This is a genomic window from Nocardia wallacei, from assembly GCF_014466955.1.
Lineage (GTDB): Bacteria > Actinomycetota > Actinomycetes > Mycobacteriales > Mycobacteriaceae > Nocardia > Nocardia wallacei.
The window spans coordinates 5,231,191-5,245,646 of record NZ_AP023396.1; the positions used below are offsets into that span (position 1 = coordinate 5,231,191).

A 14,456-nucleotide genomic window follows, 5' to 3' on the forward strand; every position below is an offset into this window, starting at 1 on the left:
GCGCGCGCGCCGAACCCGAACTAGACTCGACAACTCTGTTTTCCTTTGCGCGGCCACAACGCGGCCGACCGTGGTGACAAGGAGTTGACGTCTTGCCCGACCGCCTCACCGAGGATCGCCCGGCAACCGACCGCGCAGCCGAACTCGACCGCGAACAGCAGCATCTCACCCGGCTCTACCAGCGCCTGGACGCGATGCGCGAATACGCCCAGCGCCGCCTGAAAACGGTGTTGCTGGAGTCGGGGGGCACTCCGCAGGCCCGCAGCGAACGCGAATCGTTCACCCAGCTCTACAGCGAGGACCTGGCCAAGTACGACGCCGCCGAGCACGGCCTGTGTTTCGGCCGGATCGATCTGGCGCAGACCGACGGCGAGGGCGGCGAGCAGCGCTACATCGGCCGCCTCGGCATCCTGGACGAGGACGACGACTACGCCACCCTGCTGCTGGATTGGCGCGCACCGCTGGCCCGCCCGTTCTATCTGGCGACCACGGCCCAGCCCGACGGCGTGACGCGCCGCCGCCACATCCGCTCGCGCAACCGCACGGTCACCGCGGTCACCGACGAGTTCCTGGATCTCGAGACCGCCCGCCAGGCCGGGGCGGTCGAATCCGACGAGACCGGCGTCGGCAGCGAGAGCGCGCTGCTGGCCGCGCTCAACGCCGCCCGTACCGGGCACATGAGCGACATCGTCGAGACCATCCAGAGCGAGCAGGACGCCATCATCCGCTCCGAGCACAAGAGCGTGCTGGTGGTGCAGGGCGGGCCGGGCACCGGCAAGACGGCCGTGGCGCTGCACCGCGCGGCCTACCTGCTCTACACCTACCGCCAGCAGCTGGACAAGGCCGGTGTGCTGATCATCGGGCCGAACACCACCTTTCTCGACTACATCGGCCAGGTGCTGCCGTCGCTGGGCGAGACCGGGGTGCTGCTGTCCACGATCGGCGACCTGTACCCGGGAGTGCGCGCGGCCCTTCCCGATTCGCTGCGCGCCGGTGAGCTGAAGGGTTCGCTCGAGATGCTCGAGGTGCTCAAGAAGGGTGTCCGGGACTGGCAGCAGGTCCCGCGCGAACCTGTCCGGCTGAGTTTCGACGGCTACGACCTCACCCTCGACCGCAAGATCGTCACCAAGGCCCGCGGCCGCGCCCGTTCCTCGCGGCGGCCGCACAACCTGGCCCGGCCCATCTTCGCGGCGTCGGTGGTGGACGCGCTCACCGATCAGCTCGCCCAGGTGCTCGGCCAGGATCTGACCGGGGGCCGGAATCTGTTGAGCCAGGCCGATCTCACCGAGATCCGCGACGAGATGCGCGCCGACGCCGAGATCCAGCGCGAGATCGCCAAGCTGTGGCCGATCCTGTCGCCGCAGGAGGTGCTGGCCGGTCTGTGGGCCGACCCGGACCGGCTGGCCCGTGCCGCCGCGGACCTGTCGCCGGAGGACCGCAAGGAGCTGTACCGGCCCGACGACGGCCGCTTCAGCGCCGCCGACGCTCCGCTGCTGGACGAGCTGGCCGAACTGCTGGGCGTCGACGACGCCGAGGAACGTGAGCGTGCTCGCCGCCGCTGGCGCGCCCAGCTCGCGGAGGCCCAGGACGCCCTCGACATCCTGACCGGTTCGGCGCCACAGGATCTCGAAGACGAGATGGACCCGGAAATCCTGATGGCCTACGACCTCATCGATGCGAGCCAGCTCGCCGAGCGCCAGCACGTCGGCACCCGGCAGACCACGGCCGAACGCGCCGCGGGCGACCGCACCTGGACCTACGGGCACGTGATCGTCGACGAGGCGCAGGAGTTGTCGGAGATGGCGTGGCGGATGGTGATGCGGCGCATCCCGAATCGCTGGGTCACCGTCGTCGGCGATGTCGCGCAGACCGGCGATCCCGCGGGCGCCTCGTCGTGGCAGCGGATGCTGGAGCCGTATGTGGCCAAGCGGTGGAAGCTGACCGAGCTGACCGTCAACTATCGCACCCCCGCCGAGATCATGGCGGTCGCCGCCGACGTGCTGGCCGCGATCGATCCCGATGCCGCCGTACCGCGCTCGGTGCGCGAATCCGGTTGTCCGCCACAAGCTTTCCGAGTGGACGCGGGCGACGCGGTGGGCCGGGTCGCCGCGCTGGTCGCCGCGGAGGCCGAGCGTCCCGGCATCACCGCGGTGCTCACCCCGCACGATCGCGTCGCCGACCATTCCCACCTGGCGAGCGATGCGGTGCGCGTGCTGACCGTGTCGGAAGCGAAGGGACTGGAGTTCGACGCGGTGATCCTGGTCGAGCCGCAGTCCGTGCTGGACGAGTCCCCGCGCGGGCTCAACGACCTCTATGTCGCGCTCACCCGCGCGACCCAGCGCCTGTCGGTCGTGCACACCGCGGACCTCCCGGACGTGCTGCGCCGCCTGGCCTGAGAACGCTTGTGCCGCCCCACCGACGGGTGGGGCGGCACAAGGGTGGTTCGGGCAGAAGGGGGTCGGGCAGGCTCAGCGCACGGTGTGCACGATGAGCACGTCGGTGCGGGACTTGCGGGCGACATCGGAGGGCACGGAGCCGAGCAGCCGCCCGGTCAGGGTGTTGAGGCCGCGGTTGCCGACCACCAGCAGGTCGGCCTCCACCTCCTTCACCAGGGTCAGCAGGCCCTCCACGGGCTCGCCGACGATGGCCTTCTCGATGATGTTGGCGGCGCCGGCCGCGGTGGCCCGGTCGCGTGCGACGCGCAGGATCTCGTTGGTGGGCGCGGAGCCGCGCACCTGGTAGGCCTCGTCCTTGAGCACGTCGGCCGCGGCGGCGACGTCGCGGTCGTCGGTCGGGTAGTACGCGCAGGCGACGTACAGGGTGGCGCCCGCGTCGCCGGCCAGCGCGGCGGCCTTCTCGACGGCGACATACGACGAGTCCGAGCCATCGGTACCGACGACAATGGACCGGTAGGCGGTCATCTCTCCTCCAAACGTGCAACGGGTCGGATGCCGACGCGTTTCGCCCGGAGGGCGGGCGCCGCGCGGCAACTGCGCTAGACAATAACCGGTGTCAGGCCGGAATTATCCGAAATCGCAACACATCACACTCGCGCGCCGAGTAACGCCCGGCGCACATTCGCGCGGCGGCCGCGGGAAAAGGCCCGCACGACCAGCAGCGATTCCGGTATCGGAACGAAGCGGCATGATCCTCGACACGGACCGAACGGTCTTGTGCCCCTGGGATTTTCGTCACAACGGCGTATTCGCCGCACCCACCCCGGACCGCCGTTCCCGGCCCGGAGCAGGTCGGGAACGGTTGGTGAGGATTCACAATTGCGCGGCCGGAGCCCACGCTGGTCGTTCGCCGGGTAATCCGACTATTGCCGCGAATAGCGGTGCGGCGGGTCAGCCGAGATGGAAAAGCGGGCCGGTGATCGTCAATCCGAGATCCGATACGTGTGCGAAGAAGGCGAACAACATCAACGCCGCACCGGCGAGCGCCAGATCCTTGTTGAATTGGATCATCTCGGTCTGCTTGGCCTGCGGATCGGTTTCCTTCCAGAACGGATGCATCAGCACCGCGGTCGGCACCAGGAAGATCAACAGCAGCAGCGCGCCCAGGTCGGCCCAGATCCCGAGCAGGATGCTCAGCCCGCCGATCAGCTGCACGACGCCCGAGGCGAGCACCGCGAGCTTGGCCGCCGGGACGCCCTTGCTCTGGGCGTACCCGGCCATGCCCTCGGCCTGGGTGATATGCCCGACCGCGGATGCCAGGAACAATACGACGAAGAGGATCCGTCCGATCAGTATCAGAACGCTCATTGCCAACTCCTTCGGTCGTCGGTAATACAGCATTCAACTACTTTGGCCACCGGGTATTCCCGGCGCCGACTGCGGCACCAGCGCGGTGCGGGCGTATTCCAGCGGCGCCATCCCGACCTCCTTGGCGAACTCGCGGCAGAAATGCGGCTGGTCGAAGTACCCGAGGTCCAAGGCGAGCGACGCCAGGTCGGCGGTGCGGCCCTCGGCCAGCAGCTGTGCTCCGTCCTGCAGGCGGTAGCGGCGTAGTACCCATTTGGGGCCGGCGCCCACATATCGGCGGAACAATCGCTGCAGCGTGCGAATCGGCACGTCGAAGCGCTCGGTCACCTGCTCGACCCTGGTCAGGTCGCGGTCGGCCTCCATCTCGGCGACGATGCGCAGCACCTGACGGTAGGCCGCGTCGTCCCCGGCGTGGCGCACGGTTCCGGCGAAGAAGTCCTCGACCAGGTCGCGGCGCTGCTCGTCGGTCGGTGCGGACAGCACGCGCTCGGTGAGACCGGCGGCCTCCGGCAGTACCTCGGTGAGTTCCACCGCGGTGTCGCGCAGCGCGCCGACATCGACGCCGGTGCAGGCGCCGAAGCCGCCGACGCGGAACTTCAGCCCGAATGTCTCTCCCGCACCGGCGAGTTCGCGGGTGAACTTGGTGGTGCAGACACCGTTGACCCAGCCACCGGAACGGCTGTGGCTGCGCTCGAAGGTGACGTTGACACACGGGTACGGCAGGACCTCGGCCACATAGGGCGCGCGGCCGCGCAGATCCCACCGCACCGACCAGTACCACTCGGTGAAGGTGGCCGTGCGCGGCCCGGCCGGCAGCCGCACCAGGCTGCGGTGCCGCTCCTGCTCGCGCGGGTGCAGGATACCCTTGGTTACCTCCGGCGGCGGCACCGGGACAGCTTGCGGCACAAGGGTTTCCGGGCGCTCCGACGTGCCCGTCACGACCACGCTCCGTGCTGTCGCGTTCTTACAAGATCCGTGGCGCGCGAGCGGCGAAGGTAGTGGTCATGACGAACACCGTGAACCCGATTCCCGAGGGCTACCACTCCATCACCTGCTTCCTGGCCGTCCCGGACGGCAACAAGGCCCTCGACTTCTACTCCGCCGTCTTCGGCGCCGAGGTGATCAGCCGCAACGACCTGCCCGACGGGCAGCCCGCGCACGCCGAGTTGAAGATCGGCGACTCGACGATCCAGGTCGGCATGCCGGTGCCGGAGCACGGCCTGCGGCCCCCGAACGGCGAATGGGTGCACACCAGCATCGTGCACTACTGCGACGATGTCGATCTGGTGGCGAAGCGGGCCCGCGAGCACGGCGCTCGCAGCGTCGACGACCCGCAGACCTTCGTCACCGGCGACCGCTACGGTGCCGTCATCGACCCGTTCGGGCACCGCTGGGTGTGCATGACCCGCGTGGAGGACGTCTCGCGCGCGGAGGCCGAGCGCCGCGTGAACGAGTGGCTGGCGACCCAGAACTGAACTCATTTCAGCCCGGCGGCGTCCATGCCCCGTAGTTCCTTCTTCAGATCGGCGATCTCGTCGCGGAGCCGGCCGGCCAGCTCGAACTGCAGCTCGCGGGCCGCGTTCATCATCTGAGCGGTCAGCTCCTTGACCAGGTCGGCGAGTTCGGCGCGCGGCATGTTCGCGATGTCGCGGCCCTCGTAGACGCCCGCGCTGACGGCCCGCCCGGGTTCGCCCTGGGCGCGCCGGCCGCGGCTGGCGTTGCGGCCGGACCCGCCGACCTCGACCTCTGTCTCGTCGGCCTCGCGATAGACCTGATCGAGGATGTCGGCGATCTTCTTGCGCAGTGCCGTCGGCTCGATGCCGTTCGCCTCGTTGTAGGCGATCTGCTTGGCGCGGCGGCGCTCGGTCTCGTCGATGGCCTGCCGCATGGAGTCGGTGATCTGGTCGGCGTACATGTGCACCTCACCGGAGACATTGCGCGCCGCGCGACCGATGGTCTGGATGAGGCTGGTGGAGCTGCGCAGGAAGCCTTCCTTGTCGGCGTCGAGGATGGCCACCAGTGATACCTCGGGCAGGTCCAAGCCCTCGCGCAGCAGGTTGATGCCGACCAGCACGTCGTACTCGCCGAGCCGCAGCTGCCGCAGCAGCTCGACGCGGCGCAGGGTGTCGATCTCGGAGTGCAGGTAGCGGACCCGGACGCCGAGGCCGAGCAGGTAGTCGGTCAGGTCTTCGGCCATCTTCTTGGTCAGCGTGGTGACCAGGACGCGTTCGTCTCGCTCGGTGCGCTGCCGGATCTCGCCGAGCAGGTCGTCGATCTGGCCCTTGGTGGGCTTGACCACGACCTGCGGGTCGACCAGGCCGGTCGGGCGGATGACCTGTTCGACGAACTCGCCGCCGGTCTGGCCCAGTTCGTAGGGGCCCGGCGTCGCGGACATGTAGACGGTCTGGCCGATGCGGTCGGCGAATTCCTCCCACGTCAGCGGGCGGTTGTCGACCGCCGAGGGCAGCCGGAAACCGTACTCGACCAGATTGCGCTTGCGCGACATGTCGCCCTCGTACATGCCGCCGATCTGCGGGACGGTCACGTGGGACTCGTCGATGATCAGCAGGAAATCGTCGGGGAAGTAGTCGAGCAGGGTGGCAGGGGCCGAACCGGCCGGTCGGCCGTCGATGTGGCGCGAGTAGTTCTCGATGCCGGAGCAGAACCCGACCTGCCGGATCATCTCCAGGTCGTACTGGGTGCGCATGCGCAGGCGCTGCGCCTCGAGGAGTTTGCCCTGCCGTTCCAGGTCGGCGAGGCGCTCCTCGAGCTCCTGCTCGATATCGCGTACGGCGCGTTCCATCCGCTCCGGGCCCGCGACATAGTGCGTGGCCGGGAAGATGCGCACCCGGTCGACCCGGCGGACCACGTCGCCGGTCAGCGGGTGCAGGTAGTAGAGGGCCTCGATCTCGTCGCCGAAGAACTCGATGCGCACCGCGAGTTCCTCGTAGGAGGGGATGATCTCGACCGTGTCGCCGCGGACCCGGAACGAGCCGCGGGTGAACGCCATGTCGTTGCGGGTGTACTGGACATCGACCAGCAGCCGCAGCAGGCGGTCCCGGTCGACCTCGCCGCCGACCTCGAGCTGGACGGATCGGTCCAGATAGGACTGTGGCGTGCCCAGGCCGTAGATGCACGACACCGACGCCACGACCACGACGTCGCGCCGGGACAGCAGGTTCTGGGTGGCCGAGTGCCGCAGGCGCTCGACGTCGTCGTTGATCGAGCTGTCCTTCTCGATGTAGGTGTCGGTCTGGGCGATGTACGCCTCGGGTTGGTAGTAGTCGTAGTACGAGACGAAGTACTCGACGGCGTTGTTCGGCAGCATCTCGCGCAGCTCGTTGGCCAGCTGCGCGGCGAGCGTCTTGTTCGGCGCCATGAGCAGCGTGGGGCGCTGCAGGCGCTCGATCAGCCAGGCCGCGGTGGCGGACTTGCCGGTGCCGGTGGCGCCGAGCAGAACCACGTCGCGCTCCCCCGACTCCAGCCGGCGTTCCAGCTCGGCGATCGCCGCGGGCTGGTCGCCCGCCGGCTGGTAGTCGCTGACCACCTGGAACCGGCCGTCGGCCCGCTCGATCTCACCGATGGGCCGGAACTCCGAATGCGCCAGCGGTGTATTGCCCTCGGCGGGGACCTCGGTTGCGAAAGCCATGGTTACCAGACTAGGACGAGGCACCGACAACAAACACCGTGCCGGTCGGCTCCCCCTGGCAGGGCCGGGGCCGGAAGGTGACCGCGGTCGGTCGGTCGCTGCCGGCCCACGATCGCGTGCCCAGTTCGCTGTCGCCGGTGCCCGTCGGGAGCTGCGCGGGCTGACGGTCGCGAACATGGCACCAGCCCGCCGAAGGCATCGCGCCCTCGGTGCCCCACCCGAACGCCGCCGCCTCGTGCCGGACGCGGTCGCAACCCTGGTCCCACCCACCGGTACCCGTGCCGCGGGACGACGGACCGACGAACCGCCGCTCCCCGGAACAGCGCGGAATACGGTGGGGCGGAGCACATCTCGACGACCGCCTGAACTCGAGCGGAAGGCTTTACGGCACAATACTATTCGCCGATCTGTCCCTGAGTCATCCTGGTGCGCAAAACTTCCGGCACCGATGAGACCACCCGAAACCGCACCGAGTCCGGACGTTTGCTGTGCGCCGGGGACGCTACCCGGGCAACTTCCGCGCAGCACACCGATCCCGCCCTCGGATGTCCGAAATGTCCGGTGCCGCAAGGCAGCTCATCGATGATGGCGAAACCGTGACAGGACAATTCCGGTCTGCTCACGACCCTCCGCGCGGGGTTGCCCGGGTGTACTCTGATCCGGTCCGACAGTCGAGAAGGGCAGTGTCATGGCCGGTTTCCGCTCCTCACGCGTCGCAATGCCCGCGAGCAACACCGTCGCGGACCACCTCCGAGACCGGCGCTCCACCGCGCTCAACGGAGTTGCCCCCATGCAGTTCAAACGCCGCAGCATTTCCGGATCCGACTCCGACGCGATTCCCGCCCCGGCGAGACCACCGCATCGTCCGCACACCGAGTATTTCGACCTGGCAGACCTCACCAAGACCGACGCCCGCGGCTTCGTCCACAGTGTCGAGCACTACCACGCGGAGCCGTGGGGCCTGTATCTGGTGCGCGCCGCCGACACCCCGCCGGACCGCTACACCGAGACGTGGCTGCTACCACAATTGTCGCTGCGGGTGAGCATGAACCACGTGAACGCGGCCCACGACCGCAACCCGCTCTACCACATCCACATCGGCGAGTTCACCCGGATCGAACCGAAGCGGTGGCGGGCGATCTATCACTATCTCGACATCGAGTCGCGGCACGGCCGGATCTGCGAACTGCGCGGCGTCGACGAGCTGTTCGCCGCCCACGCCGCCGGATACATCGATGCGGCTACCGCGCAGCACGCCTTCGAGCACGCCACCGCGGTGGTCGACGGCATCGCCTCGCACAACCACAACTTCGGGCTCTGGCTGGCCTCTCGCGGCATCACACTGACCTGGCTGTGAGTCGCCGGTGGGCCGGATCACGCGGTCCCCGCGCGGCGCGAGCGATCGAGCGGTAAATTCGGGCTGTGTCCCAGGCACCAGTTGTGGATCTGCACCGGCCCAAGGTGGAGTATTTCGACCTGGCCGCATCGACCAACACCGACCCGAAGGGGTTCGTGCGGCCGGTCGAACGATATCGCCTCGAGCCGTGGGGCCTGTACATGGCCCGGACCGCCGATCATCCGGAGTTCCACTACCTGGAGTCGTGGCTGCTGCCCCGGCTCTCGTTGCGCGCCACGATTTTCCACTTCAATCCCGGATACGTCCGCGACCAGGACTACTACCTGGACATCGGCGAGTTCGGCGAAACCGACACCGGCGCCTGGAAATCGGTCGACCACTACCTCGACATCGTGGTCCGCACGGGCCGCGAGGCGCGACTGCTCGATGTCGACGAGCTGCTCGCCGCGCACGCCGCCGGATACCTGGACCTGTCCACCGCACAGCGCGCCGTCGAGACCGCCACCGTCGCCATCGACGGGATCGCCGGGCACGGCTACGATTTCGACCGCTGGTTGCGCGCGCTGGACATCCGGCTCACCTGGTTGTAGCGGTCACTCCCCCGGCCGCGCGGCGAGCACCCGCGGGTAGACCTCGTCGAACCACGGCGTCTTCACATCGAGGTAGGCCTGGATCGCCGGCTCGCCGGTACGGCCCGCCGCGGCCGCCTCGGCCTTCCGCTTGACCGCCAGGTACTCCTCCCGCGCCGCCGCGTCCGACCGCAGCCAGTCCCGGAAAGCCAAGGCCCACCGCTGGTTCGGCCAACCGTCGACGCGCAGGTGAACATTCACCGGACGGCCGGGGTCGGCGTTGACGTGCACGCGCTTACCCCACTCGGCGGGATCGGTGCCGGGCTTGGGATCGTCGGTCAGGTACTCGATCCACGGGAAACCCGCGCCCTCCAGCGACTCGCGCAGGCCGTCCGCGGCCGCGAGATCGGCGACGGTGATCTGGATGTCCAGCACGTCCTTCGCGGGCAGTCCCGGCACGGCCGTCGACCCGATGTGGTCGATGCGCCGGGCGGCGGCACCGCACACGACCGCCAGCCGCGCGATCAGCCGCTGCGCCTGCGCCTCCCACGTCGGATCGGGGCCGACCAGCCGCACCTCGCCGCGCGACGCCCGGGTCCGGGTGCGCAGATTTCGTTCGAACGGCACCAGCCGGTCCTCCCACAGCGCGTCCACCTGGCGTTCCAGCTCGGCGGCGCCGGCGTTGTTGTCCAGCAGCACGTCCGCGGCGGCGCGCCGCTGCTCGTCGGTGGCCTGGGTCTTGATCCGGGCCAGGGCGTCGGCGCGCGCGATGCCGCGGAACTCCTCCAGCCGCCGCACCCGGGTCTCGATCTCGGCCATCACCACGACCACCAGATTCGTCACCGCGCCGAGTCCGTTCTCGACCAGCAGCGGCACGTCCTGCACCACGATCGCGTCCGCGGGCGCGGCGGCCATCAGCTCGGCGGTGCGCCGACCGACCAGCGGATGTGTGATGCCGTTGAGGGTCCGGCGCGACTCGTCGTCGGCGAAGGCGCGAGCCGCGAGCGCCGGGCGATCCAGGCTGCCGTCCGCGGCCAGGATGCCCGGGCCGAACGCCTCGACCAGCGCCGCCAGTCCCTCGGTGCCGGGCGCCACCACCTCGCGCGCGATCGCGTCGCTGTCGATGAGCACCGCGCCCAGCGCGACCAATCGCCGCGCCGCCGTCGACTTGCCCGCTCCCATGCCTCCGGTGAGACCGATACGCAACATTCGCTCAGTCTCGCATCCCGGCTCGGCCCCGGCATGTGGTGGCCCCGGCAATCCGGTCGGATTACCCACGCCGGCAATAACTCTCACCTCGCCGCGGGCAGTTTTCTCAATCCGTGATGGCGGCGATATCAATTCGCAACTTTTTCCATCGGTTCCGGACCTGCGGTCGGCAACTTTCCGACACGCCGGGACTAAAGTCGCGCAAAATACGCAGCCGCACACTTTTGTTCCGCTACTGTTTCGCCGCAGGCGATCCAGGCCGTACCAAAGCAAGCAAAGGAACACCATTGGGCACCAGAAACATCCAGACGGGTCGCCACCGGCTGGGCAAGCGAGGCACGATGCACTGCATCGAGATTCCGGAGGTCGCGGCCGCGCTGGCGCAGTTCCGGCGCCCGTGGCTCACCGCGCTGATCAGTCCGGCCCGCCACAGCCTGGCCGCCATCCGCAAGCGGACGGCCGACGCCGCGGCTCAGTGGGTGCCCGCTACCGCGAGTTGATCTCGCGCTCTACACCATTCCGCTCGGGCGGCGGCGCGTGCCCGGTTCCTGCACCGGCATGCTGTTGGACGGCACCGGATAAGGCGCACCCTGCCCCGCCGTGCCCAGCGCGATATTCGGGCCGCATTGCGCGAGCGCGGCTCGGGTGCGGGAATTCGGATCGGTGATCCTTGGCGGCACGGCGTCGGGCGCGGAACCGAAATCGAATGCCGATGTCATATCGCCGGTGACACCGCGCCGCCAGGCGGTCAAATTGGGCACCTCGACGCCGAAACGGCGCTCCAGCAAACGCAATTGCGAGGTGTGGTCGAAGGTATCCGAACACACCAGCCCGCCCCGCGAATACGGCGAGACGACCCAGCACGGCACCCGGTAACCCAGGCCGATCGGACCGGCGATGCCCTTCGCGGCGGGGACCCGATTCAGGTCGACGGTGAGGAACTCCCCCGGCGTGCCGGGCGACGGCGTCGGCGGGGTGACGTGGTCGAAGAAGCCGCCGTTCTCGTCGTACATGACGATCAGCGCCGTCTTCTCCCACACCGCCGGATTCGAGGTGAGGATGTCGAGCACCTGCATGATGCCTACCGCGCCCAGCGCCGGCGGCAACGCCGGATGCTCGCAGTTGAACAGCGGCGGAATCACCCACGACACCGACGGCAGCCGGTTCGCGGCCACGTCCGCGGCGAAATCCTGCGGGTAGACCGGGGCCTTACCCCGTTGCGCCAGTTCGGAATTCGGGTCGGCGGCCTGGGTGAAGCAGCCCATCATGCCGTCCAGGATCACCGAGGAGATGGGGCCGACGTCGCGGTTGTTGTAGATCTTCCAGCTCACTCCGGCCTCGGACAGGTTCTCCGGGAAGGTCCGCCAGCTGTAGGCGTTCTGCGGAATGAGCGGCGGCGTCTCCACCAGCGGACCGCCCGCGTAACCGTCCGGATCGATGGTGGCCGAGATCCAGTAGAGCCGGTTCGGGTCGGTCGGGCCCAGGACCGAGCAGTGGTAGTGGTCGCAGAGGGTGAAGGCGTCGGCCAGCTCGTGGTGGACGGGGATGTCCTGACGGGTGTGATAACCCATTGCGGCGGGCCCGTTTCCGACGCCGACGCTGGCGATCGACATGGGCATCCAGCGGTCGTTCGCCCCGCCGTTCCACGCCTCGTGCATACCCGCCCAGCTGTGGTCCGGATCGTTGACGCATTCACCGTCCAGGCTCGCGCCGCGGGTGGTGTCGAGCCGGAACGGCAGCAGGTAGCCGTCGGGGGTCGGTCCGACGCCCGGCGCGTACCCGTACTGCTGCCAGGCGGGCGACGGATCGTCGAATCCGCGCACCCCCGACAGCGTCCCGAAATAGTGGTCGAAGGAACGGTTCTCCTGCATCAACAGCACGAAGTGCTCGATATCCCCGAGCCCGCCCATTCCCGCCGGATCCGCGGCGTAGGCCCGCTCGATGATCGGATTCGCCCACCCGGCCAGCGCGCCCACCCCGCCCGCGGCCAATGCTTTCGCCAGGAACTCCCGCCGATTGACGCCTTCGAACAAACCCATCCGCCGACTCGACCTTCCGCCGCTGCGATAAGGAACAGTTTCACCAACGCCGTGGAGCATAACGACCCACGCCGGGCACGACGGTGGCGCACGGGTGAACCGCACCTGACAGTCACCGGCACCGTGCCGTCACACGGCCGAGCACGACGAAGGCCCCCGGTCCGAGCGGACCGGGGGCCTTCGTCAGCTGTGCGAATTACGCGTTGCCGGACAGCTTCTCACGCAGCGCGGCGAGCTGTGCGTCGCTGGCCAGCGAACCACCGGCCGGCTCCGACTGCGAGGAGGACGACGACGACGCGGACCGCTCACCACTCTCGGAAGAGTAGTTCGACGAGCCTCCACCGTTCGCGGCCTCGGCGGCGGCGTCGGCGGCCATCTTCTCCATCTGCGCGGTGTGCATCTTGTGGCGACGCTCCGCCTCGGCGTAGCGGTTCTCCCACTCCTCGCGCTGCTTCTCGTAGCCCTCGAGCCATTCGTTGGTCTCGGGGTCGAAGCCCTCGGGGAAGATGTAGTTGCCCTGGTCGTCGTAGCTGTCGGCCATGCCGTACTTCGACGGGTCGAACTCGGCGTTGTAGTCCTCGTTGGCCTGCTTCAGCGACAGCGAGATGCGGCGCCGCTCCAGGTCGATGTCGATGACCTTGACCATGGCGTCGTCGCCGACGGTGACGACCTGGTCCGGCACCTCGACGTGGCGCTCGGCCAGCTCGGAGATGTGCACCAGGCCCTCGATGCCCTCCTCGACACGCACGAACGCGCCGAACGGCACCAGCTTGGTGACCTTGCCGGGCACGATCTGGCCGATGGCGTGGGTGCGGGCGAACTGACGCCACGGGTCTTCCTGAGTCGCCTTGAGCGACAACGAGACCCGCTCGCGGTCCAGGTCGACGTCGAGCACCTCGACGGTGACCTCCATGCCGACCTCGACGACCTCGGACGGGTGGTCGATGTGCTTCCAGGACAGCTCGGAGACGTGCACCAGACCGTCGACACCGCCGAGATCGACGAACGCGCCGAAGTTGACGATGGAGGACACGACGCCCTTGCGGACCTGGCCCTTCTGCAGCTGGTGCAGGAACTCGCTGCGCACCTCGGACTGGGTCTGCTCCAGCCAGGCACGGCGGGACAGCACCACGTTGTTGCGGTTCTTGTCCAGCTCGATGATCTTGGCCTCGATCTCCTTGCCGACGTACGGCTGCAGATCACGGACCCGGCGCATCTCCACCAGCGAGGCGGGGAGGAAGCCGCGCAGCCCGATGTCGAGGATCAGACCACCCTTCACGACCTCGATGACGGTGCCCTTGACGGCCTCGTCCTTCTCCTTGAGCTCCTCGATGGTGCCCCACGCCCGCTCGTACTGAGCCCGCTTCTTCGACAGGATCAGCCGGCCTTCCTTGTCCTCCTTGGTGAGAACGAGGGCCTCGACCTCATCGCCCACGGAAACGACCTCGGCCGGGTCGACATCGTGTTTGATCGACAGTTCGCGGGAAGGAATGACGCCTTCGGTCTTGTAACCGATGTCGAGCAGGACCTCGTCGCGATCGACCTTGACGATCGTGCCTTCGACGATGTCCCCGTCGTTGAAGTACTTGATCGTCTTGTCGATGGCGGCGAGGAAGTCCTCGGCGGAGCCGATGTCGTTGACGGCTACCTGCGGCGAGGTGACAGTGGTGGGCATGTGTTGGGTTGCTCCGGACGGATTGTGGTCGGTAGTGGACATGTGGGCTTTCGGTTTTGCTGTGAACTCACAGCGATGGAACTAACGTCGGCGTGTGCAGCACATCGCTGCGACACAGCACAACGCTGTACTCATTGCATAAACTCACAGCACGCGTGCGCCTCGGGTACGCAAGTACGGCGGGCACTCGCGGG

At 68.4% G+C, this 14,456-nt stretch carries 12 protein-coding genes; 5 read left to right on the forward strand and 7 right to left on the reverse strand.

Annotated elements, in window-relative coordinates; translation table 11 throughout:
• The first annotated feature begins 92 nt into the window (after positions 1-92).
• Positions 93-2,396 (forward strand): HelD family protein, encoded by a 2,304-nt coding sequence (locus NWFMUON74_RS22965; RefSeq protein ID WP_232110528.1) that lies wholly within the window; start codon positions 93-95, stop codon positions 2,394-2,396.
• Positions 2,397-2,468: 72 nt separating this feature from the next.
• Here the strand turns inward: NWFMUON74_RS22965 and NWFMUON74_RS22970 are convergent, their stop codons facing one another.
• The 3 genes from NWFMUON74_RS22970 to NWFMUON74_RS22980 form a co-directional block, all read right to left on the reverse strand.
• Positions 2,469-2,921 (reverse strand): universal stress protein, encoded by a 453-nt coding sequence (locus NWFMUON74_RS22970; protein ID WP_187683882.1) that lies wholly within the window; start codon positions 2,919-2,921, stop codon positions 2,469-2,471.
• A gap of 426 nt (positions 2,922-3,347) precedes the next feature.
• Entirely contained in the window at positions 3,348-3,764 is a 417-nt protein-coding gene (locus tag NWFMUON74_RS22975) for a DoxX family protein (RefSeq protein ID WP_187683883.1), read from the reverse strand.
• 33 nt (positions 3,765-3,797) lie between these two features.
• Positions 3,798-4,703 carry an AraC family transcriptional regulator gene (locus NWFMUON74_RS22980; RefSeq protein ID WP_197986899.1) on the reverse strand — a complete coding sequence of 302 codons (906 nt, stop codon included), beginning with the start codon at positions 4,701-4,703 and terminating at the stop codon, positions 3,798-3,800.
• Positions 4,704-4,768: 65 nt separating this feature from the next.
• Between NWFMUON74_RS22980 and NWFMUON74_RS22985 the strand changes: the two genes are divergently transcribed.
• Positions 4,769-5,239 (forward strand): VOC family protein, encoded by a 471-nt coding sequence (locus tag NWFMUON74_RS22985; protein WP_187683884.1) that lies wholly within the window; start codon positions 4,769-4,771, stop codon positions 5,237-5,239.
• Positions 5,240-5,241: 2 nt separating this feature from the next.
• Here the strand turns inward: NWFMUON74_RS22985 and uvrB are convergent, their stop codons facing one another.
• Entirely contained in the window at positions 5,242-7,413 is a 2,172-nt protein-coding gene (gene uvrB / locus NWFMUON74_RS22990; protein ID WP_187683885.1) for an excinuclease ABC subunit UvrB, read from the reverse strand.
• Between the two features lie 790 nt (positions 7,414-8,203).
• Here uvrB and NWFMUON74_RS22995 point away from each other — a divergent pair.
• Both NWFMUON74_RS22995 and NWFMUON74_RS23000 read left to right on the forward strand, forming a co-directional pair.
• Positions 8,204-8,770: a DUF402 domain-containing protein gene (locus tag NWFMUON74_RS22995; protein WP_232110529.1), complete on the forward strand. Its 567-nt coding sequence runs from the start codon at positions 8,204-8,206 to the stop codon at positions 8,768-8,770.
• 65 nt (positions 8,771-8,835) lie between these two features.
• Positions 8,836-9,360: a ribonuclease FAU-1 family protein gene (locus tag NWFMUON74_RS23000; RefSeq protein WP_187683886.1), complete on the forward strand. Its 525-nt coding sequence runs from the start codon at positions 8,836-8,838 to the stop codon at positions 9,358-9,360.
• A 3-nt stretch (positions 9,361-9,363) separates the two neighbouring features.
• Here the strand turns inward: NWFMUON74_RS23000 and coaE are convergent, their stop codons facing one another.
• A complete protein-coding gene (coaE, locus tag NWFMUON74_RS23005; protein ID WP_187683887.1) occupies positions 9,364-10,548 on the reverse strand; it encodes a dephospho-CoA kinase in 1,185 nt (394 codons plus the stop codon).
• Between the two features lie 287 nt (positions 10,549-10,835).
• Between coaE and NWFMUON74_RS23010 the strand changes: the two genes are divergently transcribed.
• Positions 10,836-11,048, forward strand: a complete 213-nt coding sequence (locus tag NWFMUON74_RS23010; RefSeq protein ID WP_187689619.1) for a hypothetical protein — start codon at positions 10,836-10,838, stop codon at positions 11,046-11,048.
• Positions 11,049-11,057: 9 nt separating this feature from the next.
• Here the strand turns inward: NWFMUON74_RS23010 and NWFMUON74_RS23015 are convergent, their stop codons facing one another.
• Positions 11,058-12,587: a phospholipase C gene (locus NWFMUON74_RS23015; protein ID WP_187683888.1), complete on the reverse strand. Its 1,530-nt coding sequence runs from the start codon at positions 12,585-12,587 to the stop codon at positions 11,058-11,060.
• A 196-nt stretch (positions 12,588-12,783) separates the two neighbouring features.
• Entirely contained in the window at positions 12,784-14,262 is a 1,479-nt protein-coding gene (gene rpsA, locus NWFMUON74_RS23020) for a 30S ribosomal protein S1 (protein WP_187683889.1), read from the reverse strand.
• Positions 14,263-14,456: the final 194 nt, after the last annotated feature.

Excerpts from the sequence above, each read along its gene's own strand:
- NWFMUON74_RS22970 (WP_187683882.1), bottom strand. The coding sequence starts at position 2,921 with ATGACCGCCTACCGGTCCATTGTCGTCGGTACCGATGGCTCGGACTCG.
- NWFMUON74_RS22975 (WP_187683883.1), bottom strand. The coding sequence starts at position 3,764 with ATGAGCGTTCTGATACTGATCGGACGGATCCTCTTCGTCGTATTGTTC.
- NWFMUON74_RS22985 (WP_187683884.1), top strand. The coding sequence starts at position 4,769 with ATGACGAACACCGTGAACCCGATTCCCGAGGGCTACCACTCCATCACC.
- uvrB (WP_187683885.1), bottom strand. The coding sequence starts at position 7,413 with ATGGCTTTCGCAACCGAGGTCCCCGCCGAGGGCAATACACCGCTGGCG.
- NWFMUON74_RS22995 (WP_232110529.1), top strand. The coding sequence starts at position 8,204 with ATGCAGTTCAAACGCCGCAGCATTTCCGGATCCGACTCCGACGCGATT.
- coaE (WP_187683887.1), bottom strand. The coding sequence starts at position 10,548 with ATGTTGCGTATCGGTCTCACCGGAGGCATGGGAGCGGGCAAGTCGACG.
- NWFMUON74_RS23015 (WP_187683888.1), bottom strand. The coding sequence starts at position 12,587 with ATGGGTTTGTTCGAAGGCGTCAATCGGCGGGAGTTCCTGGCGAAAGCA.
- rpsA (WP_187683889.1), bottom strand. The coding sequence starts at position 14,262 with ATGCCCACCACTGTCACCTCGCCGCAGGTAGCCGTCAACGACATCGGC.